Consider the following 22,698-nt stretch of genomic DNA (forward strand, 5'->3'; position numbering starts at 1 on the left):
GAAAGGGGGCTTTTTTTCACAATTCTACTGAACTTAAATCTCCGAGGATCACTCTTACAGCCTTTGGAATCTTGTCACCTTTGAAAACCTTTGCCTCTTTGCCAAGAATTGATGACTCAAGTCTTTCTTTGATACCGATAACAGTACATCGATCCATCAATATGGAATTTTCAACTTCGCAGTTTTCCAAAACAACTTGATTACCTATGGCTGTGTATGGACCGATGTAACTATCCGTTATCCTCGCGTTTTCACCTATGATCACTGGACCACGTATCACGGAATTTGAAATGAAGGAACCTTTTCCGATGCACACCCTTCCTTGAATGATAGAATTTTCATCCACAGTTCCAAGGATATGGAGTTCTCTCATCGAATCCAGTATTTTTCTGTTTGCTTCAAGCAAATCCTCGGGTTTTCCCGTGTCTTTCCACCAGCCACTTATCACGTGAGCAGCTACGTTGTATCCGTTTTCAACTAGATTTTGTATCGCATCGGTGATTTCAAGCTCGCCCCTCCAAGAGGGCTTGATTTTTTCAATCGCTTTGAAAATTATAGGTTTGAACAAATAAACACCAACTATTGCCAAGTTACTTGGAGGTTCCTTTGGTTTTTCAACCAAATACTTGACCTTTCCATTTTCCAAAACTGCTACGCCGTAAGCCCTCGGATCAGGAACTTGTGAGACTAATATCGCAGCATCGTAGCTACTGGATGGAAAATTTTCAACGATTTCCTCTATGTTTTCGAAAATCAAATTGTCTCCAAGAATCATCAAAAATGGTTCATCTTTCAAAAAATCCTTGGCTTGATAAACAGCGTGGGCAATTCCCTTTGGCTCGTGCTGAAGGATGTAAGTCAAAGATAAACCAAACTTGGCACCATCACCAAGTGTTTCACGAAAAAGCTTTTCGTTTTCTGGACTAACGACTATACCGATTTCCTTAACCTTTGCTTGAGACATAAATTCTAAATTGTACAAAATGACGGGTTTGTTGGCTACCGGTATCAAATGCTTTGCGGTTGTGTATGTTAGGGGTCTTAAACGCGTCCCTTTGCCTGCACAGAGAATCAGCCCTTTCAATCCTATCCCCCCTTTAAAGTATTTGGCCTTCTCCGAAAACAAGCGGTGGTTCATTCTTTAAAACCTTCTCTTCCTCCACAAGACCAAAGTAAACGATATGATCACCGGCTTCAACTTGGTTTGTCTTTTTGCATTCAAGGTATGCAATGGTACCAGAAGGTATTGGAAGACCGCTTTTTGATAGTTCATAAGATATTTTCTCGAATTTGTTCACATTTCTTCCTGAAACGGTACCAAAGTATTCCGCAACTTCTCTGCCGCCCTTTCCCATGATGCAAACTGCAAATTTGTCAGCCTTGTCCAAAAGTTCTCTGGAATACCTCGTTTTTCCAATTGAAACTGCTACGATCTTTGGATGCCAAGAAACCCTCGTTGCCCATGCCACTGTTATTCCATTCATTTTCCCTTCAACGTTCACGGTTACAATCGTCACAGGTCCATAGAGCTTATCGATCGCAGACATTCAAATCCCCCTCCTTATAGATCTGAAAAATCCAAAATAAATGATAAATCAGCTCCAACTAAAGGTTTTCCGTTGATATACCCAAACCTTATTCCCACCACGAGTTTTTCCAGCCTATTCGACAATTGCTCAAGGGTGTATGCTATTCTTGCCTTCAACGAAAATTTTGAATCTATTTCCCCGATCAACCATTTTGTGCCACTTGGCATCGATCCTCCGTGCCAAGGTTTATCAGGCGTTCTCGTACCGTGTATTACGTTCTCAAGTTCTACTTTGAAAGACCACGGTTTTTCATCGTACTCAAACCTTATGGCACAAACTATGTTGTTTTCACCGTGCCTGTAACCTATCATGTTTTTCTCAAGTGGATAGTTTGAACCTTCGAAGAAGACATATTCATAAGGTCTATTTGAAACTGTCCTTTGAAAAGTGTAAGCTGTAGCTCCAGCAACTTCGTAGGTTAACCTGAAAGGTCCACTTTTTCCAGAAAAACCAACCAAAAAGGCTATCTTATCGGGATTCTGATAACTCTCAGGAGCTAAAAACCTGTTCATGTTTATGTCGTCGATCAGCAATTCAAAGTAAGTCTTCCAGTTTTCCGTCGAGTACTTTATCCAACCGCCTATCATGGAGTTGTCATTCAGATAAGAATACCAAGGAGCATTCAAATGGAAAAACTCTTGTATACCCGGTATGGGAATTGGTACGAAGTAATAATACGGATCAAAGTATCTGCCAAGGTAAAGAACGCTATCCTCATATGCAATTTCCAAACCATCAATGGGAGAAAAAACCAAAGCTCTGTAATTGAAAGCCTTAGCTGGCTTAGCACCATCGTCTAACCGTATACCACCCCAGAGTGTTTCAACCCTAAACCTTCCAATTTTTCCAACACTCTTAATTGATGGATAAGAATATCCCTTTTCTTCAACAAACAACTTGTATATCTCACCTGGTCCAACAGGGTGTTGTTTGACACCTACTTCAAGTTCTAAAAACTCGTTTGAATATGAGAAAAAACCTTCGTCAAAATACCAGTAGTTGTTCCAAAGAGAATCAGAATAAGGTGGAATAACTATGTTGTCTCTTCTAAATCCACCGCTTGCGATGAAAGTTGTCCCCATGAATGGGACAACTACGCCATACTTTGTTTGATCGGTAGGTTGATCAAAATCGTATTCAATCCATCCATCGAATTTAAAGACAAAAGAAAATACACTTATTGAAAAAACCGTTAAAATAACCAGCAAAAACTTCATCTTGACATCCATCCGCCGTCAACGATTATGTAGCTACCAGTCATATAATCGGAAGCTTCGCTTGCCAGAAACACTGCTGCTCCAGTTAATTCTTCAGGTTTTCCCCATCTTCCCATTGGGATTCTATCCAGAATCTTTTGATTTCTTTCAGGATCGGCTCTCAAAGCAGCCGTCATCTCCGTTTCAAAATAACCTGGAATAATCGCGTTGACGTTTATACCGTACTTTGCAAGTTCGTTCGCCATTGCCCGTGTTAGACCAAGGACACCGTGTTTAGACACCGTGTAAGGTGTAATTAATATTCCACCTTGGAAGGACAACAGTGAACCTATGTTTATTATCTTTCCCTTTCTTTGGTTTTCGATCAGATATCGGGCGAAAACTTGTGACATCAAAAACACGGCTTTGAGGTTTACTTTCAAAACCATATCGAATTCTTCCTCGGTGAAGTCTATGAAATTTTTTCTAAGTATAATTCCAGCTGCGTTGACCAATATATCTGCTTTTCCAAAGTAAGAGACAGTTTGCTTGAGGACTTCTTCAGCTGCCTTTTTCTCGGTTAAATCAACTTGTATCGCTAAAAACTTTCTTCCAACTGCTTCAATGGCTTGTTTCGTTTCTTCTTGTTGACTTCTTGCCACACCTGCTATATCCGCTCCTGCTTCTGCCAAAGCGATGGCAATCTTTTGACCTATCCCACGACTTGCCCCTGTTACAATCGCGACTTTTCCGGCAAGGGAGAATTTGTCTAATATCATTTCATCGCCTCCAATTAAAGGGTTTTAGATAACACAAAATTTATACATGCCGATACTTTCATCGTGAACTGCAAAGACACAAGAGCCAGAGCCGGTTAACATTGCCACTATTGGTTTTTCATTCCAAGCATTTTCAATTTCTTGTTTGATTTGTGGATAATGCAATGCAACAACGTTCTCAAAAATATTGTAAGACATATTTTTGATCTTTTCAAAATCTCTTTTCAGGTACGCTTCGTAAAGGTGTTCAACAGGTTTTGGACCTTTTGCAAAAAGCTCAATTGACAACATGGAGTAAGCTTCCTTGGTTGACACTGTTACACCTGGGCAATGTAGATTTACAGCATAACCACTTATTGGTTCAAGCCAAGTTATCTTCTCACCTTTTCCCTCAACGATTGCAGTACCGCCGAAAAGCAGAAACGGGACATCCGAACCAACTTCTGAGGCTATTTGAATCAAATCGTCTTTTGGTACGTGGTATATTCTAGAAAAAAATCTAAGCAAAGCAGCGGCATCTGTGCTACCTCCACCAAGCCCTCCTCCGATTGGAATTCTTTTCTTCAAGATTACATGAAGTCCAAAGTCTACTTTGTAATATTTTGAAAAGACTTCGTAAGCTTTTTCGACCAAGTTTTTTCCAACGATTTGCACATCGGATTCAACAGATATCCCTGGTTTGTCCAGATAATGAATGATGAGCACATCGTGTAAGTCTATCGTTTGAAACAATCCAACAATATCGTGGTATCCATCTTCTCTCTTTCGAAGGACGTCCAAATACAAGTTCACCTTTGCGTATGCTTTCTCAACCACTGGAAAACTATGTATGACCATCCCTCCATTTCCTGCAAAAGCTTTTCAAGATCTTCCAAAGCGCACCAACTGTATTCGAACATCTCTGGCTCGTTTAACTTTTCAAAAAGCACATCAGCTATGAAAGCTATTCCAACGTGGACCCTGCTGACAGAACTTGAAAGATCGTTGATAACACCAAAGTATTTCAAATCCAATATCTTTGCTTTCACTTCTTCTTCGATTTCCCTTTGCATACCATTCAAAAAAGCCAGCCAAGGATCTTTACCATCGTTGTGGTTTATGTGTCCGCCGACCCCAAGCGATATTTTGTTGTGCAACCTTTTTTCACCTTGTTTGTTTGTACGTCGAAGAACAAGAAATTTACCATCTTGCTTCATTATCACATACGGTATAACCTGCCTAAAACTTTCGTCGTTTTCGACCAAATCTCTATCGATGAAAGTTCCAAATCTGGTTATCAAGTTTTTTACAAGAGAGTATTCAACCTCGATTACTCCTTCTAAACCTTTCGTAATCTCATCAACCTTTGAAGCTGGAACAACCAAGACTTTCTCGTTCATTTAATCCTCTCCTTGGAAAGGTTATTATAACAATCTCTACAAACCGCTATGTACTTTTCTTTTCCTCCTATGTCTATTTCCTTTTCTTCCTCGGTTACTTTGTAAGTTAGGTTTGCTTTGTATTCCCCACATACCTCGCAAACCGCTTTTTTCTTTATTACCTCATCAGCTATCGCCATCAATGCAGCAGTGGTTTCAAACGGATTTTGCTTAAAGGTCATATCCAAACCTGCGCAGAACACATCCACGTTTGAATCGATGAGTTGTTTTACAATTCTAACAAGATCTTTGTCGAAAAACTGAACTTCGTCTATGAAAACTGCATCGATTTTTTCTTCCAAAAGATTCACGATGTCCTTTGAACCTTCAACCGCAATGGCCTCAACTTCCAAACCAGTATGGGTTTTAACTAAGCTTTTTCCATATCGATCATCAATTGCAGGTTTGAACACTTTGAATTTTTTACGCCCGAGTTTGTAAATCTCCACAAAAGAAAGTAATTCCGTTGTTTTTCCAGAGTACATTGGCCCCACGATCATGGTTAATTTTCCAGCCACATTAACCCTCCTCCACAAGTTTATTCACAGCCTCGAATTTTTCGCGTTCGAACACATGTAGATACACACTTGTTGTTGAAAGGTTTGCATGTCCAAGCAGATCTTGCACAACTTTGATGTTAACACCCCTTTGAAGCAAATGCGTTGCGAAAGAATGTCTCAAAGTGTGAGGGTGAACGGGCCTATTTATTCCGCACTTTGCCGCGTATCTTTTGACTATCCTAAAAACGGTGCTTGGGTGAATTCCTTCAAACAAATATTCATCTTGTCTCAGTTTTCTTTTTTCTATATAATTCTGCAGCCTTTCCTTTACCAATTGGTTCAAGGGTACTATTCGATCTTTTCTCCCTTTTCCCATTCTTATTCTGACAAAAGCAGGTGAGAAGGAAACGTCTGCAACCTCAAGTTTGCACAGCTCGCTCACTCTTAAACCACAGTAGTAAAGTAAGGATAGCACCAAATAATCTCTCTCACTTTTTTCTAACGCCAAGGATAGCATTGCCTGAATTTCCGAGTGTGACAAAAATTCTGGCAACTTTCTGTGGAGTTTTGGATTTTTAAACCTTTCCCATGGGTTTCGGTCGCACAAACCTTTAAGCTGAAGAAAACTGAAAAAGTTTCTCAAAGCGGAAATTTTTCTTGCTATGGAAGTTACCGATAGGTTTTCTTTCTTACTCAAGTATTTGACGTATTCATCAGCATCGATTTGGGAAAATTTCTGTAAGCTTAAACCTCTGCTTGTAATATAACTTAAGAAGTTTTTGACATCATTGGTGTAAGCTTTGAAAGTGTTTTCCGAAAGTCTTCTAACGTATAGAAGGTAATCTCCATAATCGACCAAAAGATCGACTCCCACCATTGCATTTTTTCACCAGCCAACTAAAAGCATTAAAAGGATATAGCACGTTGCAATTGTCAGGCTGATCAAAGTAAAAGAGATATTTTTCTTGAAAAATGTAGGAAAGCTGATTGTTTTACCACTGAATTTTTTCAATAAACCAAGCCCAACCATGTTGGCGGCTGCTCCAATGGGCGAACCGTTGGCTCCCAATCCAACTCCAAGAGCCAACGCCCACCATGTTGTCGTTGGAAGCCCTGAATTTATCATCGATTTGACGATAGGTATCATTATGGTAGTGGCTGGTACGGCTCCCAAAAACATCGCGCCAAATCCAGCAAGCCAAATCAGCATAGAAAGAATGATTGGAGGATAGGTTAATCTTATCAAAGCCTTAGCCACGGCATCGGTTAAACCAACTTGTTTGAGCGAATACGTGAGTATAAACAAACCTATGAGAAAGAATATCGTGTTCCATTCGATTTCTTTAGCCGCTTCTTCGAAATCTTCACCGGTTATAGCTAGGGTTATAACGGCTCCAAGCATCGCCACCAGTGATAATTCAACTTTAACAATCGTATGTATTGAAAAACAAAATATAACAAGCGCAAACACTGTTACGATGTACTTCATCTTTTTGGGATCTGTGATAACACTTTTTGGATCGACTGAAGCAAATTTTCTCAAGTTTTGCTTTATTTCTTCAGATTCTTGTGTGTTTCTGACAGTTCTTACCAGCATCAAAATCAAAACGACAACTGCTATTGGTGCCAGATGAGACATGAAGGATAAAAAACTCAGCTTACTCGCAGATCCTATGAGAATGTTCGGTGGATCACCTATCAAGGTTGAGACTCCACCGATGTTCGATGAGAGTATTCCCATCGTGATGAGTTGAGTTGGATCGAGTCCGGCAACATCCGAGATAGAAAATAGAATTGGAGCAAAAACAAGCAAAGTTGTAACGTTGTCGAGAAAGGCGGAAAGTAAAGCAACGGAAAGCACTATCAAGATCAGTGTTTTTTTTAAATCGCCTTTTCCTGCTCTTATAGCATACACGCTTACAAAATGGAAAAAGCCAGTACGTTTGAGCAATCCAACCATGATCATCATGCCAACAAGCAAACCCAACGTGTTGAAATCAATGATCTTCGGCAAATTTTCGATTGATATCTCGCTTACCATACCTGTTGCAGCCAAGCTCAAAGCAACCAGCATTGCCATCACCGACGTTTTGTACTTTTCATTCAGCATAAAATAATAAGTGATCACAAAGGCTGTAAGAACAACAATTGAAACGATCATATTGCATCACCTCACAGTTTGTAAAATTCCACGTATTCTCCTGCGTAAACCCCTTCGACACCTCTTGGAATCCTCACAAAACCGTCAGCTTGAACAAGATTCGTAATACTTGCGCTTTCACTGAAAAGCGGTTCAGCCATCAATTCTCCTTCTTCAAAAGTCAATTTCACCCTGATAAATTGTTCTCTGCCTTGAACTGATGGAATGTTCTTCTTAACCTTAACTTTTCCACACGGTTTTGGTAAGTATTCCTCTTCTCCTTCCATTTTTCTCAAGACAGGGATCAAAAACACATAAGCACTTACCGTGAACGAGACGGGGTTACCGGGAAGTCCAAGGATTGGTTTTTCATCCACAAAACCAAATATGGTTGGCTTTCCAGGTTGAATCATGGCGCCATGGTAAACTACACCAGGTTTTCCAAGTTTTTCAATTACCTTTGCCGTGATGTCCCTAACACCGATTGAACTTCCCCCAGAGATGACAACTGCGTCGTATTCGTTCAAGCATTGATTTAAAACTTTCGTTAGTTCGGCTTCATCGTCCCTAACGTGAGCTACCCTTTTTGCCTCAAATCCAAACTGATTTTTTAACCAGCACACCAACGCGTAGGAGTTGCTGTCTCTAACTTGTGTAACCTTTTTCACTTTGACAAATGGTTCAACGATTTCATCACCAGTCGACACAATGGCCACTTTTGGTTTTCGATAAACCAACAGTTTTTCTATCCCGAGCGAATACAAAATATTCAAATACTTCGGTTGAATCCGTGTTCCTTTTCTCAAAACCACTTGACCTTTTTTGACGTCTTCATTGGCTTTTAACAGATTTTCCCCCGGTGCAACCGATTTCATGATTTCAACCAGATTGCCAAACCTTTGTGTGTGTTCAACCATGACTACTGCGTCCGCTCCTTCGGGTACCATTCCACCCGTTGGAACCCAAGCTGCTTGAGCAGGCTTAAGTTTTTGCACAACTTCTTCCCCTATTTTCACTTCAAAAGCAAACTCAAGTAACGCAGGATTGTTCATCGAGGCACCTTTTGTATCATGTGAGTTTACAGCGTAACCATCAACGATGGATTTCTTAAAACCAGGAAGATCTTCTTCTGATATCAAATCTTGTGCCAAAACAAAGTTGACGGATTGTTCAACAAAAATCTCCAATGTGTCTGTTATGGGTTTAACCAAAGGAAGGTAATTTTGGTATATTTCTTCAACCGTGGCAAATTTAAGTTTTTCTATTCTCATGTTTTTTTCACCAATTTATCGCAGTCTTCTGTTGAACCTTTAAGTTTTTCAACCGCGTGGGGTATAACGTGAAGCACAACTTTAAGATTTTCCTCAACAGCATTTGGACTACCTGGAAGGTTTATGATCAAAGTTTTTCCCCTGGTTCCAACCACTGCTCTTGATAGCATCGCATACGGTGTTGCTTTGAGTGCTTCCAGCATCATCGCAATTTCAAATCCATACAATCGTTTTTCAATAACCTTCAAGGTGGCGTCGGGTGTAACGTCTCTTGGGCTGATACCTGTACCACCGGTTGTAACAATCAAATCGTATCCTTCCTCACACAAAATGATGAGTTCCTTAACTATGAGTTCTTCCTCATCTGGCAAAATTTTATAGTAAGAAACACTTGCACCAATCGTTTTAAGGAGTTCTTCGACTTTGCCACCGCTTTGATCAATTCTTTCCCCTTTTGATGCTTTATCGCTCAAAGTCAAAACAGCTGCTCTTATCATGTTAGATCACCACTTTTAATAATTTTACTAATTTGTCCAAGATCATAACCCTTCAATTTCGAGGCAAAATCAAGAAAATCTTTGGAAGAAATAACATCTAAAAGCAGTTGAAACCTTTCATCGTGTAGAAACTCTGGTAAAAAGAGTAAGTCATATTCTTCCCAAAAAAGGGGTATAAAATCCAAGTTGAAAATCTCGGCTGCCAAGGCTATTCCAAGTCCAACGTCTGCAAAACCATTCTTTACCTTTAAAGCAACGCCAAGATGGGTGAACTCTTCATCTTGGTAACCTTCGATATGTGAAGGATCAATCCCAAGTTTTTGAAGATGGTAATCAAGAAGTATTCTTGTTCCAGAGGCTTTTTGCCTGTTTACAAACCTTACACCTTTTTTCGTCAAATCCAACAAAGATTTGATGTTTTTTGGGTTTCCTTTTTGGACGATGAGACCTTGACTGCGCTTTACGAATTTCATCAAAACGAAGTTTTCCAAGTATTTCTTCAGATAAGGTATGTTGTACTCCCCACTTTCAGCGTCTAAAAGGTGTATACCGGCAATATGTGCTTGCTTTTTTGCGATTGCTGCCAATCCTCCCATACTTCCAACGTTGCTTATGGACATTCCAATGGTGTAATCGTATTTTTTGACAAAATCCGCCAAAATCGAAATAATTGGATCGTTGCTTCCAACGAACAGTATGTTTTTGTCGATCTCTTCAAGCGACTTTGAGGTTTCCACCTGACACAATTCACCTTCTTCTACAATTTCAACACCGCGTGGAATAACCACTTTTCCATCCATCTTTGTCAAAGGTTCCATCACAGCTGCTCCACGCTTTAAGGGGATGAAAAAGTACTTGTCAAGGACCTTTCCAACGCTGACGCGAATGATTTCGTCGTCTGAAATTGATGAAGAGATTCGTCTAGTACTTACAGCGTATATTCGTTCTGATTTAGGCAAAATGAGCTTGTATTTTCTCAATACTATTGGTTTTACTATTTCTTCCAAAATTACGTAACACGATCCAGGATAACCGGGCAAGCCGATCAAAGGCTTTCCAGGATTAGTTTTCAAAACGGCAAGTATTGTTGGTTTGCCGGGACGAATGTTTATTCCATGAACGATAACTTCGGCTAGATCTTCTGCAACTTGATATGAGTAATCAACTGTTCCAGCCGACGATCCTGCTCCCAAGAGAATCATGTCAAAATCGTGGGCTATATTTTGCACGATTTCTTTTATGATTGTTGGATCATCCGGAACTGGTGGCAGAACTTCTACGTCTACTCCAAGCATGGACAGGAAGTTTTTCACGATAACAGAGTTTGTCTCTGGAATGTGAAGATCATTTGTTATCTTTTCCGGCTCGACGATTTCTGTACCAGTCGGTATCATACAAGCCTTCATTTTCTTCACGACTTCAACCTCAAAAACTCCCACAGCCAAGAGCAATGCCAAATCTTGTGGTTTTAACAAGTGATACCTTGTGAAAATCATGTCTCCTTCACAAACGTCTTCTCCAATCATTCTGACGTTGTGATACGGTGGAACTGATTCGTAAATTTCAACGGTCTCTTCGTCTACGATATTCACATCTTCTATCATGATAACTGCATCAAAACCCTCAGGCATTGGGTTACCTGTGTTGATGAAAACAAATTGGTCTTTTTTAAGCCTTTTTGGATTTGCTTTAGTTGCGCCAACGGTGTGTTGGCTTTGAACGGCTATGCCATCCATGGCAGCGCTGATAAACATTGGGACACTTTTTCTCGCATAAACAGAGCCGGCAAGAACCCTGTTTAAAGCCAACCTCGTTGGGATTACTTCACTTTCAACTTTGAAAAATCCTGTTTCATCGAGCTTTTTTATGTACTTGTCCAAAGCCTCTGGAAGATCCAAACGGTGAAGGTATATCTTTCTCATAATACCTCGCCGCCTCAAGATTCTTTATGAAAGTACGCATTTATAACGTACTCTTGAACCATTCTATGAGTGTTGAAGAACGATCCATTGATGGCTATCGCGTATTTCATCATCTGAATGAATTGATCACGGTGTTGATAATAAAGTGGAATAATCGTCTTTTCAAGTTTTTCATAAAGTGACTTTGCATGTTGTTCACTGGAAGCATTCTCCGAAAAGTCCCCTATCGCCCAACCTGTTATTCCCTCGATGCATCCTTCTATCCACCAACCATCGAGTACGCTGAAGTTTGGGACCCCGTTCAAAGATGCTTTCATTCCACTCGTTCCGGAAGCTTCAAGTGGAGGTTGTGGTGTGTTAAGCCATATGTCGACCCCGCTCACCATCATTTTTGCCACTTTCATGTCATAGTTTGGAAGATAAACCATTGGGACATGTGATTTCAATTCTTGAATTGCAGTGAAAATCTTTTTGATAAGCTGTTTTCCTCCCTCATCCTTCGGATGCGCTTTGCCGGCATAGATGACCTGAATTTTTCCATCTTTTGAAGAAATTTCCTTTAGTCTTTCCAAATTGTACAGAAGCAAATCGGCTCTTTTGTAAGCCGTTGCACGTCTAGCAAAACCTATCGTCAAAACTTCTTCGTTCATTTCCACACCGGTTTGAGTTTTCACATACTCAAGCAAAGTTTTTTTGCATTTCATATGTGCATTCCAAATTTCTTCATTTGGTATTGACAAAGCGTACCTCAAGCTGAAATTGTCTGTTCTCCACATTGGTATGTATTTGTCGAACAATTCTTGAAATGGTTCAGAAACCCAAGTTTGTGCGTGAACACCGTTTGTGATTGAACTTATGTCGTATCCTGCGAACATCAATTTTGAGACTTCTCCGTGCTTTTTGGCCACCCCGTTTATATACCTACTCATGTTCAAAGCCAGGTAAGTCATATTCAAAGTGTTGTCGTAAACAACCTGAGGAAGTGAAAAAAGTTCATCCCTTGGACCTATGACTTTTCTGACAAGTTCAAGCGGAAATTTATCATGCCCGGCTGGAACAGGGGTATGAGTTGTAAAAACACATTTTTCTCGAACCGCTTTAAGGTGTGATTCCAAGATCATAGAACTTGAAGTTTTTCTAAGTTCTTCATCGATCAGTTCAAACGTGAGCAGTGCAGAATGTCCCTCGTTCATGTGAAATGTTTCAATTTCATCGTATCCGAGTGCTCTTAGAATTCTCACACCACCTATTCCCAAAACAACTTCTTGGCAAAGCCTGTATTTTTGATCTCCACCGTACAAATAATCTGTTAGCTTTCTATCGTACTCGGAATTTTCTTCCAAATAAGTGTCCAAGAAATACACAGGAACAACGTAACCTGTTACTCCAACCACGTCGTATCTCCATGCGGTAACACGCACCGATCTGCCCTCTATTCTCACGCTGACTTTGACGTCCTCTTTGGTTAAAAATTCCTCCACTGGCCAAGGATCAGGATGTTCAATCTGTTGGCCATCGTGTGTGAGTTCTTGTTTGAAATATCCATACCTGTTGAGCAAAGTTACCGCAACCATTGGTATTTCTAAGTCTGCGGCCGATTTTAAGGTATCACCAGCCAGTATTCCAAGTCCCCCACTGTAAGTATGCATTTTTTCGTTTAGACCGATTTCCATAGAAAAATACGCTATTTTCCTCCGCTTAGGGTTGATCTTCAAAGTACATGCACCTCCCTGTTGCCTTATCACTTTCTTCTTTCTAGGATAACTACTTCGGAATCTCCGTAACGTTTTGACTTTAGAATTTCAAACTCAGTTGGCTTGTCGTAAGTTTCACGAAAGGCTTTTTCTATGACTATCAATGAACCGACGTTTGGTTTTTCTGCAAGGATTTTTAAAAGCTCATCTACGTAACCGGCGTTGTACGGTGGATCGGCAAAGACTATGTCGAAATCTTTAGAACAATTTTTCAAAAACACCTTAAAATCTGCTCTTACAGCTTCCAATTTTATCCCACAATTTTCGGCATTTTGTAAAGCAGTTTTTAAAGCCAACGGTGAAATGTCGACAACGGTGGCACTCTTGGCCCCTCTGCTGATCGCCTCAATTGAGACTACTGCACTACCGCAAAAAAGCTCCAAAAATGTTTTGTCTTTGACGTCGATCATGTTGAAAATTGCCTGTCTAACCATTGATCCAGTGTACCTAGTCCTTGGATCTGGCACAGGTTTAACCAATCTTCCTTTTAGGAAACCTCCAGTTATCCTGAGAATAGACTTCACCAGCCTTCAGCTAAGATCTATAAATTTTTCGTTTGCTTTCAAAATATCGTCCAAAATCTTTGGAGCTTCTTGCCATCCCGGTCCAAGCGGATGCAAGAGCAAAGCTTTTAAGGCTTTTTTCCTTGATCTATACAGGTAAGCTTCGATTGTTAAGCGTTCGTACATTTTCACAATGTGGATCAAACCAACCGCGAATTCGTCTGCTTCTCCCAAGCTTACAGGAAAAACTCTGTTTGCCTTGACATAGCAAGGTATCTCTAAAACATAATCGTTTGGTATATTTGTTACCGCACCGTTGTTTTTGGTGTTGACTATGTGAATAGTTCCAGCGTTCGTTGCCAGGTCCTTTATCAAATTTGCTGCAGCTGTTGAATACATGCTGCCTCCTCGGAGCATGAGTTGCTGCGGGATAGAATCCGAAGATTCGTAGAGTTTGAGTAGATCTTTTTCTATCTTCTCTACCTTTTTGGCGCGCGTTCCTTCTTTTTTCAGTTTTTCTACCATTTCTTTTTCAAACAAATAGTATCTCAAGTATGGACTTGGATAAAGCTCTAAGATTTCTATGAGATCAGCTGGAAAATCTCCTGGAACGTTCGCCAAATGCATCTTCAAAAGTTGGAAAATCTTTTGCGTCACATCTTCATTTTTTGCAAAGATTTTTTCCAAAAAGGTCAGATGGTTTAAACCATAGTATTTCACAAATAAATCCTCGATTTTACAGCCGATAAGTTCACTTAGGTTCTTCAAAAGATTTATTGGGATATTGCAAAGTCCAACGAACCTGTCGAACTTTAGATAGTTCAAAACAAATTCCGTGATGTGACCACTTGGATTGGTGAAGTTTATGACAAAAGCCTTGCTGTATTTTTCAACAAGTTCAATGTATTTCTCTATCAATGGAAAAGCTCTCAACGCGGCGGAAAATCCTCCAATCCCTGTTGTCTCTTGACCTATCAACCCATACTTCAAAGGTATTTCTTCGTCGTTTATTCTTGCAGAAAGCATTCCTGGTCTAAACTGAAATACGATATAATCTGCTCCATCAAAAGCCACCTTGGGATCAAAGGTTTTCTCGATTTTGAACTTATCTTTTACCATCCTTTTGACGAATTCAAAAACCACGTTGAACTTTTCTTCGGCTTCCTTCACGTCTAAAAAGGTGACATTTTCAATTTTCACACAATCGTTGATTTCCATCAATCCTTTCACCAACTCTGGGGTATAAGTGCTTCCACCTCCAACGACAGCTATTTTCATCTTATCGCCTCCAACTGTTTAACGATTTTTTCCAGAACCATTTGATTTGGCTTGATCCCAGCTTTTTCAAAGGCTAAAAGAACCGATCCAAAAACAGGAGGATGTTTTGGGATTATCAGCTGGTACTCATCACCAAGGACTGATTGAACCATTTTCAACAGTATTGGATCTGAGTTTTTGAAAAAGCTTCCTTCCAAAACCAATTTCACAGGTTTTGGAAAATTCAAATTTGATTTGAAGGCGTTCACAATTTTCACAATTTCTTGAACTATCTCTCCAAGTATTTTGAGAGCCACGTAATCGAACTGCTTTGCGGCTTCGAAAAGGGTTTTAATCAGTTCAACAACATATTCTTGAAGTTTTTGTGCGCCGCTTTCTTCATATTCGTGGTGCATTATATTCTCAATTGGTTCTTTTATTTTCTTCTCAAAGATGTCCACCATAATTGTTCTTTCGTCTCTACCATCCTTTGCTCTGACTATGGCCGAAGCAACCTTACCCGCTATCAGGTAAGATCCCAGTCTTTCCCCAAAAAATCCAGAGTAGCCTCCTATTCTAGCTATCTTCTTTCCGTCCGAAGCGTAGTTTATTCCACCTGTTCCGCAGCTTATCAATATCCCAATGTCATCTAAAGTGCCGGATCGCAAGGCAACTCTGCCATCGTTGTCGAAATCGTAGTTCTTCAATCTCAATTCCTTCAAAATATCCTTCACTATTCTTATCTCGTATTCGTTGTCAGCTCCAGCAAATCCAAAGAAAGTGTAGGTAATGTCGTCTTTACTCAAGTTGCTTTTTTCCAAGACTTTGTTTAAACCGTCTTTGAGTATCTCTATGGATTTTTGTACGCCTACTCCTTGATAATTGGCACCTTTTGTCTTTAGAAAACAAAGTACATCTCCATAAGCATTTACAAGTAGAAAATCAGTCTTCGTGCCACCGACATCTACACCAAGAAAGTACAAAGTCTTCCCCCCTTAAAGTTGTTCAACTTCAGGGAAAACGTGCAAGGCAATTGGTGGAAGAATCTTCAACGTTTCCACGGCGTGGTTAGTTTTGTAAATTTGGGAGCGAATGGTAAAATACGAAGCTATCATTTGCAAGGTACCTTCGTCGAACTGACTTCGATGGCAAGATAGAGCCTTCATTTTCCTTTGAAAATCTTCTTCGGTTAATTCAAAAATCGTGTTGGGTTTTGATGAGTTGAAAAAGCCAATTATTTTAACGGTCTTTTCACAAGAACCACCAAGGATTTTCGGTAGCCTGTAGAAAAGAACTGCTTGAGCAGTCGCTAGACCACATTTTGTGTGATCTGGATGAGCTTCGTAAGGTAGGAAAGGATCCACCGTCAGTACTGCATCTGGTTTCTTTTCCCTTATAATTTCCACGATCTTTACTCTCACTTCTTCCACCGTGTAACTTCCAAGATCCTCGAAATCCAGCCATATCAGCTCCGATACACCAAGAATTTTGGCAGCTTCCTCTTGCTCGCGTTTTCTTATGCTTGATAACTTGGAACCCATTATAGATTCATCCAGGGTACCTGCGCTACCATCGGTAACTGTTACGTACGTTATTTTCGCTCCCATTTGCGTTAACTTTGCCACGATTCCTCCAATCGAAAGATCGACGTCATCGGGATGGGGTTGAACACAAAGAATGTTTTTCATTTCGTCGAGTTTTGGCACTTTCAGAAATTCCTCAAAAATGTTTTGACCTTGGATTTTCATCATTTCACACCTCTCTAATGTGTTTTTCACAATAAATTATGCCACGGGAGAGAAAATATAATATCGTCGGAGGATTGAAAGATGTCTTTTGGATACACGACTTTGTTTTTGACCATCAGTTTGGCAAAGACATTTGTGTTTTACGCGTTTTTGCCGAGGTTTTTTAATATCACAATGTTTGTAAGCACGGTATTTTGGTGCGTGCTTTTTTATTTGATCTTTTCGCACTTGTTGAAAGGAAAGGAATACGTACTTTATTGCATAATTTCCGTCGCCATCGTCGTTGACTTTCTTTATTTCAAAAACTTTGGCAATATGCCGTCTTTAAGGCACCTGAGTTTACTTCCACAACTTGGAAAGGTGCGCAGTAGTGTAAAACACTCTGTAGATTTTGCTTGCCTTTTCTTTTTGGCGGATTTAGCACCTTTGTGGTTCCTCGATCGAAGAAGATACAAAAAATTTGTGAAAAATTCCCCGCACATCATCCGAAAAGACCTTTTATTGTTGATCTTTATGTGCCTTGGTTTTGCATGGTTACCGTTGATCGTTGAAAAACCAAAGCCCAATCAAGTATTTGCAAGGTATGGATTGATCGCATACCACTCTTACGATGTTGTATGGTCGATTTTTGGTAGAGATCAAAAATCTCTTGAACTAGTTATTTTTGAAAGATTTGAGCAAGGAAAACGCTATCGTGGTGTAGCGAAAGGAAAGAATTTGATTGTGATTCAGTTGGAATCTTTTCAAAGTTTTTTGATTGGTTTTCATTACAATGATCAAGAAGTTACCCCGAATTTGAACAGAATTGTGAGTCAATCGATATATTTTGAGAATTATTACCAACAAGCAGGTTGTGGAAACACTGCGGATGCTGAATTTGTAAGTTTAACCTCCCTACATGTACCTGGTAACGAAGTGGCATACGAAGTTTACGCTGACAAAACTTTAGAAGCTTTGCCTGCCATTTTAAGAAACCATGGATATGAAACAATTGCCTTCCATGGAAATACGGGTTGGTTTTGGAATAGGAAAAAGATATATCCCAACTTGGGTTTTGATAAGTTTTACTCGCTCGAAGAATTGAACAACGATGAAATCTTTGGGCTTGGATTAAGCGATTTATCGCTTTACAAGCAGGCGATAGAGATAATAAAGCGCTCTAATAAGCCTTTCTTTGCCTTTATCGTTACTCTTTCAAGTCATACACCATTTTTGATACCCGAACAATATAAAATGTTAACACTTGATCACAAGCACGAAGGAACAATCTTCGGCAATTATCTTCAATCTGTACATTACGCCGATTACGCTTTAGGGTGGTTCATAGAAGAGCTGAAAAAAGAGGGAATTTACGAAAATTCGATCATAGTTTTGTACGGCGATCATGCAGGGATACAACCGTTTGTTAAGGAAAATGCTGAGATTATGAAAGAGGTTCTCGGAAAAGAGTACGATTACGCCGAGGCATTTCGTGTCCCATTGGTTATACACATTCCTAAACTATCGCTCAACCTTCGAGTACAAACCATCGGTGGTCAAGTTGATTTTTTACCTACAATGTTGAACCTGCTTGGAATTGATGCTGATCAATCAAAGATGGTAGGAAAAGATTTGTTGAACTGTTCGGAAAGTTTTGTCGCCCTCAGATACCAAGTTCCAGATGGTTCTTTCATCGATGAAAGAAGGTATTTCATGGTTTCACCAGATGGTTTCCTGCAAAACAGCTTTGCGTACGACAGGATTTTGGAAAAACCTCTTCCCTACTACGAATGCCTTGATGGATACAAAAAAGCGATTCAACAAATAGAATTGTCAAGAGCGATTCTCAAGGAACATCGTTAAAATAATCGTTTAACTTTCATCACGACAAACAAACAACCGCATATGATTCCAAAATATTAAGTACGCCGCTTGTACTCCAACCAGTTGAACGGTTAAACCACCAAATAAAGATCCAAAAAGTGGGCCAAATCCCATCAAAGTCATCCAGAAAAAGCTTTGTGCAATAGGAAGTTGCTCAGCTGATAAGTTCTCACGCATAATGTATATCGAAGAATAATAAATCACAATATAAGTCCAGCCATGAAGCATTTGGAAAATCAACAAACTTGTAGTTGACCAGCTCAGTGAAACTAGAATCAACCTCAAGCTTACAACCAAAACACCCGAGGCAAAAAGCAATTTACTGGTTAAGGCTTTTCGAATTTTTTCAGCATACAGCAAAAACGGGATCTCACTGATTGCCATCAAGGAAAGTGAAAGACTAACTGTGGATATATCGTATCCCTTTTTGCTCGACAACGCAGGAAGGAACACAAAGTTGAAATAATTGAATCCAACGGTAAGACCAACGATCAGGCAAAAAAGAAAGAAAGATTTTGGAAGTTTTGAAGAAATAGTTTTCTTAGGCGTGTGAATTTTCACTTCAAGTTGACCAGAAAGCGGATACAACAAGATCAAAAGGAAAGTCATCAGAGCAAATATCCAGAAAAAGCCGATTTTGACAAGCCAGGAAGCCAGCAAAGCTGTTAGAGAATAGCCAATTGTACCCCAAATTCTAACCAAGCTGTAAGGAAATAACTTTTTTTGAGCAATTTCGACAACTGAATATTCCTTGACACTCCCAATCCCCTAAAGGGGATGGGATTCTTAGCAGCTCTTTAGGCTGCCTTCCATGGAACATTCGATGCTCCATGGCCACAGAGGTGTGGGTTGTACCTCACACCCCTGACGGGTGCCAACTCCGCTACTACTTGGGATGTTCCTATCCCAAGATACCTTCCGTATATGTTCATCGCTCCTACTCCGTCCCTGTGATACTCAAACCCACAATTTTGGCACTTATAGTTGCGTCCCTTTGAATGATTTCTACTACCACATGCAGGACAGCTCTGGCTGGTATACTCTTCAGAAACCAATACCACATCTATTCCCATCAATTGAGCTTTATAAGTTAGCATGTCTATCATCTTTCTAAAACACCATTGATGGAGTTTCTGATTTGCGCTGTCGTTTCCTTGAACTCGTTCCCGAATATTTGTAATATCTCCTACTGCAATGGTTCCAATCCCTTTCTGCAAACACATCCTTAGAAAGTTGCTGGTTATCTTATGTAGAATGTCCTTTATTCTTTGTCTTGTCCGTCTTAACATCTCTTTTTTGCCTTCACGAGTTTTCTGTATCTTTTAGACCCTTTCTTGCATCGGCTTAACATCTGTTGAAATTCTGCAAGTTTCTTGTTGCGGTACCTGATTAGGCTGTTCAGTATCCCACCGTGATAAGAAATAACTTCAGTGCCGTCGAAGCAAGTTATGGGATGGAGTATGCCTAAGTCAACAGCCATAACCTTTCCGTTTCGTGGTTTTCGTGCCACGTTCTTCACCTCTATCGCAAGGTGAAGATAATACCTGCCTTCTTCATAAACCAGCTTGGCTTGTCTAATTTTTGTATCAGTTGGTAGGGTGGTCTGTATTAAAATTGGTTCTTGATTGCTGCCCATTGAGAGTCTTAAAGTCCCATCTTGTAAAAGTTTTATAACGGCATTGAAGTAACTATCAAGAGCCTGAAAGTACTGCTGGATTATAGCCTGTTTTGAATGGGTATGAACATTGATACTGCAAGCCCAGCGCAGAATGTATTTTTGTGCATTATTAGGAGAGAGCCAGAAACCTTTTTTGCGTTTTATCTTTTTAACCAACGACATAGTTTTGTTATATATTCGTGCTGCAGTTTTGTTAAGTTCAGCACACAAATGATAAAGTTCTTTTGGAACAGGAACTTTGTATGTTCTGACTACATATCTTGACATTCTTCAATATACCTCCTGATAGTTTTCTCTTCAAGCAAACGACAAGCCCCTTACCCATTCCCCTAAAGGAGAAGGGCTTGCGGGGCATTGCTTTTTTGTCATCGGTATTATGGCCCCGAAGAAAAAGGAAAAGCATGCCATCGCTGTAAACTTCCACGCGAATCCATTAACAAGGAAAAGAATCCAATACATTGAAGCTGCCATCAAAGAGAAAACTTTTACCAATTTTGCTGGAGTAATTTTTGCTGCAAGCCGAAAATATATAAAATTTCCATACACGGAAGTGATTGGCGTTAGAGCCATTAAAATACCTACTTGAAATGGGGAAAATCCAACGATTGTAAAGTATTGGCTCAACAAAGCTGAACAAGCAACAGCCGCAAAAGCAACGGCTTCAATCAAAGCAATCAACGCCAAGATGACCACCACTTTTTTCTTCGGCTAACGATTAGTGTACAATCAAAATTGTAGGATTAGGTTATGAAAATCCTAATAGTTTATGACACTTATGCTGGAACAACTGAAAAGTGCGCACAAATACTAAGTCAAAAAATTAAAGGCGAAGAAATTCAGCTTGTGAAAATTCGAAAAAATGATGAGGTTGATCTTGAAAATTACAATGTCGTTTTGATAAGTAGTTACGTTTACGCTGGGAAGGTCAGTGGTAAAATTTCAAAATTTTGTAAGAAGAATCTAGAAAATCTTCTTGACAAAAAGGTGGGTATTTTTCTCTGCATGCTTGACGATTCTAAAAACCTTGAAAAGTATCTTAGAAGCAATTTTGACGATAAACTTCTGCGGCGTGCCATTGTAAAAGGGTGCTTTGGCAGCGAGTTAAACTACGAAAGAATGAATCCAATAGTTAGATTTATCATAAAGCAAATTGTGAAAAAAGCGCAGCCTGAAGTAGGGCTGCGCTTAAATGAGATCGAAAAATTTGTTGAAAGGCTAAACTCTTGATTTTTTCTCTGCTTTTTTGGTTGTTTCTTTGGCTTGGGAAGTGTTTGAACCATAAATTACTTTCGTTTGATTTTTGGCAGCTTGTAGCTGCCTTTCTTTTTCTGCTTTTTCAAGTTTTCCTTTGTAGAGGAACTTGATTGCCATCATTTCAATTATTCCGTGGTTATCCATGCGTATCCCCCTTTCTCTTGGTTTTGCTTTCGATAGGTATTTCTCTTTACTTTAAAAATTTTTAGGTCTTTCTGAGAAAATATTAAAATATGGTTTGATATTTGTCAAGTAACTTTTTTTATAATCGTGGCCTTACACCTTATATTTCAAATAAGTTGAGGGTATATATGAGGATTTTTGATATACTGTGGAAATATTTTGAAGGTGGGAGCCACAGGAGAAAAGACGAACAAACGGATATGAAGAACTTGCAAGATGTTTTAACTATCAACAAAATAGAAAAACTGTTTGAACGAAAACGTTCGGCGGGGCTGATTGAGGTCAAGTTGCTTGCCTTGCTTTCACTAGTGATGAGAACGTTGTTTTTCTTGTCATAAGTTTGTCAAAGGAAATCGACAAGGAATGTTTTTTTTTGGTTGGTATCTCACAAATGAAGACTGGCTGGGTTGCCAGTCTTCATTTTTTGTACTTTGTGACATTTCTGAGAAAGTTTCTTCGCCATTCTTTGTCTTTTTCTTCTTCAACACCTTTGACGGCAAAACCATCGACTACCCCAACAACTCCCCTTCCTTGCTCAGTTTTGACGACGATGACTTGAAGTGGGTTTGCAGTAGCAGCAAAGATTCTGCAAACTTCTTGGACATTTTTAATTTGATTTAAAACGTTGATGGGATAACCGTTCTTGATAACTATCACAAAAAGATGCCCTGCACCTATCTTTTGTGCGTTTTCAATTGCCACTTTTGTTAACTCCTCGTCGTTACCTTCGTACCTCACCAAACACGGTCCACTCGCTTCGTTGAAAGCTATCCCAAATTTCAAGTTTGGATTCGTGGTGACCAAAACTTCGTAAAGGTCCTCAATGGTTTTGATAAAGTGGGAATGACCGATTATAACGTTCGCACCCTCTGGAATGTTCACTTGAACAATTTCAAATTCCACATTTTCACCCCCTGTAATAATTATGTCATAAAATTTTACATCACATACCCGGATTTTCGTGTAAGATTAAAGTGTAAAAATGAATATCCCTCCCACGTTGGGAGAATGCTCTTGTATAATTCCGAGAATATGGCTCGGAAGTCTCTACCGGACAGCCGTAAACTGTCCTGGCTACAAGGGCGTAATTTTTTTACATGAAAAAATCGGTAGAGACAGGGCTACCGATTTTTCTTTATTGTTAAA

At 39.7% G+C, this 22,698-nt stretch carries 24 protein-coding genes, 1 pseudogene and 1 riboswitch; of the genes and pseudogenes, 3 read left to right on the forward strand and 22 right to left on the reverse strand.

Annotation, left to right across the window (positions count from 1 at the left end):
* Positions 1 to 16: 16 nt before the first annotated feature.
* The 17 genes from THETH_RS02165 to THETH_RS02245 are packed head-to-tail and all read right to left on the reverse strand — an operon-like array spanning position 17 to position 16,574.
* A complete protein-coding gene (locus THETH_RS02165; protein WP_013931748.1) occupies positions 17 to 1,138 on the reverse strand; it encodes a glucose-1-phosphate thymidylyltransferase in 1,122 nt (373 codons plus the stop codon).
* Complete coding sequence (locus THETH_RS02170; protein WP_013931749.1) at positions 1,098 to 1,547, reverse strand: flavin reductase family protein; 450 nt, start codon at positions 1,545 to 1,547, stop codon at positions 1,098 to 1,100. The genes THETH_RS02165 and THETH_RS02170 overlap by 41 nt, the downstream gene beginning before the upstream one ends.
* A 14-nt stretch (positions 1,548 to 1,561) precedes the next feature.
* Positions 1,562 to 2,806, reverse strand: a complete 1,245-nt coding sequence (locus tag THETH_RS02175; protein ID WP_013931750.1) for a hypothetical protein — start codon at positions 2,804 to 2,806, stop codon at positions 1,562 to 1,564.
* Positions 2,803 to 3,564, reverse strand: coding sequence for a 2-dehydro-3-deoxy-D-gluconate 5-dehydrogenase KduD (gene kduD, locus THETH_RS02180; RefSeq protein ID WP_013931751.1), 762 nt, complete (start codon positions 3,562 to 3,564; stop codon positions 2,803 to 2,805). Before kduD ends, THETH_RS02175 begins: the two co-directional genes overlap by 4 nt.
* Positions 3,565 to 3,588: 24 nt before the next feature.
* A complete protein-coding gene (ispE, locus tag THETH_RS02185; protein ID WP_013931752.1) occupies positions 3,589 to 4,401 on the reverse strand; it encodes a 4-(cytidine 5'-diphospho)-2-C-methyl-D-erythritol kinase in 813 nt (270 codons plus the stop codon).
* Positions 4,353 to 4,943, reverse strand: a complete 591-nt coding sequence (locus THETH_RS02190) for an NUDIX domain-containing protein (RefSeq protein WP_013931753.1) — start codon at positions 4,941 to 4,943, stop codon at positions 4,353 to 4,355. The genes ispE and THETH_RS02190 overlap by 49 nt, the downstream gene beginning before the upstream one ends.
* A complete protein-coding gene (locus tag THETH_RS02195; RefSeq protein ID WP_013931754.1) occupies positions 4,940 to 5,500 on the reverse strand; it encodes a thymidine kinase in 561 nt (186 codons plus the stop codon). The genes THETH_RS02190 and THETH_RS02195 overlap by 4 nt, the downstream gene beginning before the upstream one ends.
* 1 nt (position 5,501) lies before the next feature.
* On the reverse strand, positions 5,502 to 6,359 hold the full coding sequence (xerA, locus tag THETH_RS02200; protein ID WP_041446356.1) for a site-specific tyrosine recombinase/integron integrase: 858 nt from the start codon (positions 6,357 to 6,359) through the stop codon (positions 5,502 to 5,504).
* 9 nt (positions 6,360 to 6,368) lie between these two features.
* Positions 6,369 to 7,643: an ArsB/NhaD family transporter gene (locus THETH_RS02205; protein ID WP_013931756.1), complete on the reverse strand. Its 1,275-nt coding sequence runs from the start codon at positions 7,641 to 7,643 to the stop codon at positions 6,369 to 6,371.
* Positions 7,644 to 7,654: 11 nt separating this feature from the next.
* The gene (locus tag THETH_RS02210; RefSeq protein WP_013931757.1) at positions 7,655 to 8,893 is read right to left on the reverse strand and encodes a molybdopterin molybdotransferase MoeA; all 1,239 of its coding nucleotides are present in this window, start codon (positions 8,891 to 8,893) and stop codon (positions 7,655 to 7,657) included.
* Positions 8,890 to 9,390, reverse strand: a complete 501-nt coding sequence (locus THETH_RS02215; protein WP_013931758.1) for a MogA/MoaB family molybdenum cofactor biosynthesis protein — start codon at positions 9,388 to 9,390, stop codon at positions 8,890 to 8,892. Before THETH_RS02215 ends, THETH_RS02210 begins: the two co-directional genes overlap by 4 nt.
* Complete coding sequence (locus THETH_RS02220; RefSeq protein ID WP_013931759.1) at positions 9,387 to 11,312, reverse strand: molybdopterin biosynthesis protein; 1,926 nt, start codon at positions 11,310 to 11,312, stop codon at positions 9,387 to 9,389. Before THETH_RS02220 ends, THETH_RS02215 begins: the two co-directional genes overlap by 4 nt.
* Before the next feature lie 14 nt (positions 11,313 to 11,326).
* Positions 11,327 to 13,027: an alpha-glucan family phosphorylase gene (gene glgP / locus THETH_RS02225; protein WP_013931760.1), complete on the reverse strand. Its 1,701-nt coding sequence runs from the start codon at positions 13,025 to 13,027 to the stop codon at positions 11,327 to 11,329.
* Positions 13,028 to 13,053: 26 nt separating this feature from the next.
* A complete protein-coding gene (locus THETH_RS02230; RefSeq protein ID WP_013931761.1) occupies positions 13,054 to 13,590 on the reverse strand; it encodes an RsmD family RNA methyltransferase in 537 nt (178 codons plus the stop codon).
* A gap of 6 nt (positions 13,591 to 13,596) precedes the next feature.
* Entirely contained in the window at positions 13,597 to 14,847 is a 1,251-nt protein-coding gene (locus THETH_RS02235; protein WP_013931762.1) for a 6-phospho-beta-glucosidase, read from the reverse strand.
* Positions 14,844 to 15,809: an N-acetylglucosamine kinase gene (locus THETH_RS02240; RefSeq protein ID WP_013931763.1), complete on the reverse strand. Its 966-nt coding sequence runs from the start codon at positions 15,807 to 15,809 to the stop codon at positions 14,844 to 14,846. The genes THETH_RS02235 and THETH_RS02240 overlap by 4 nt, the downstream gene beginning before the upstream one ends.
* Positions 15,810 to 15,821: 12 nt before the next feature.
* Positions 15,822 to 16,574 (reverse strand): PIG-L deacetylase family protein, encoded by a 753-nt coding sequence (locus THETH_RS02245; protein ID WP_013931764.1) that lies wholly within the window; start codon positions 16,572 to 16,574, stop codon positions 15,822 to 15,824.
* A gap of 81 nt (positions 16,575 to 16,655) precedes the next feature.
* Between THETH_RS02245 and THETH_RS02250 the strand changes: the two genes are divergently transcribed.
* A complete protein-coding gene (locus THETH_RS02250) occupies positions 16,656 to 18,416 on the forward strand; it encodes an LTA synthase family protein (RefSeq protein ID WP_013931765.1) in 1,761 nt (586 codons plus the stop codon).
* A gap of 9 nt (positions 18,417 to 18,425) precedes the next feature.
* On the opposite strand, the gene THETH_RS02255 is transcribed toward THETH_RS02250, so the two are convergent.
* From THETH_RS02255 to THETH_RS02265, 3 genes and pseudogenes are all read right to left on the reverse strand, one after another.
* Positions 18,426 to 19,139 carry an MFS transporter gene (locus THETH_RS02255; RefSeq protein WP_157723293.1) on the reverse strand — a complete coding sequence of 238 codons (714 nt, stop codon included), beginning with the start codon at positions 19,137 to 19,139 and terminating at the stop codon, positions 18,426 to 18,428.
* 95 nt (positions 19,140 to 19,234) lie between these two features.
* A pseudogene (locus tag THETH_RS11040) lies at positions 19,235 to 20,382 on the reverse strand (RNA-guided endonuclease InsQ/TnpB family protein).
* 30 nt (positions 20,383 to 20,412) lie between these two features.
* The gene (locus tag THETH_RS02265; RefSeq protein ID WP_041446357.1) at positions 20,413 to 20,799 is read right to left on the reverse strand and encodes an MFS transporter; all 387 of its coding nucleotides are present in this window, start codon (positions 20,797 to 20,799) and stop codon (positions 20,413 to 20,415) included.
* Between the two features lie 63 nt (positions 20,800 to 20,862).
* Between THETH_RS02265 and THETH_RS02270 the strand changes: the two genes are divergently transcribed.
* Complete coding sequence (locus THETH_RS02270) at positions 20,863 to 21,342, forward strand: flavodoxin domain-containing protein (RefSeq protein ID WP_013931766.1); 480 nt, start codon at positions 20,863 to 20,865, stop codon at positions 21,340 to 21,342.
* On the opposite strand, the gene THETH_RS02275 is transcribed toward THETH_RS02270, so the two are convergent.
* The gene (locus tag THETH_RS02275; protein WP_013931767.1) at positions 21,331 to 21,513 is read right to left on the reverse strand and encodes a hypothetical protein; all 183 of its coding nucleotides are present in this window, start codon (positions 21,511 to 21,513) and stop codon (positions 21,331 to 21,333) included. The two genes, THETH_RS02270 and THETH_RS02275, sit on opposite strands and share 12 nt — an antisense overlap.
* Positions 21,514 to 21,680: 167 nt before the next feature.
* Here THETH_RS02275 and THETH_RS02280 point away from each other — a divergent pair, with 167 nt between their 5' ends.
* Positions 21,681 to 21,890, forward strand: coding sequence for a hypothetical protein (locus THETH_RS02280; protein ID WP_013931768.1), 210 nt, complete (start codon positions 21,681 to 21,683; stop codon positions 21,888 to 21,890).
* A 79-nt stretch (positions 21,891 to 21,969) separates the two neighbouring features.
* Here the strand turns inward: THETH_RS02280 and THETH_RS02285 are convergent, their stop codons facing one another.
* Positions 21,970 to 22,455 carry an adenosine-specific kinase gene (locus tag THETH_RS02285; protein ID WP_013931769.1) on the reverse strand — a complete coding sequence of 162 codons (486 nt, stop codon included), beginning with the start codon at positions 22,453 to 22,455 and terminating at the stop codon, positions 21,970 to 21,972.
* 91 nt (positions 22,456 to 22,546) lie between these two features.
* Positions 22,547 to 22,649, forward strand: a riboswitch (purine riboswitch).
* Positions 22,650 to 22,698: the final 49 nt, after the last annotated feature.

Source organism: Pseudothermotoga thermarum DSM 5069 (genome assembly GCF_000217815.1).
GTDB classification, from domain to species: domain Bacteria; phylum Thermotogota; class Thermotogae; order Thermotogales; family DSM-5069; genus Pseudothermotoga; species Pseudothermotoga thermarum.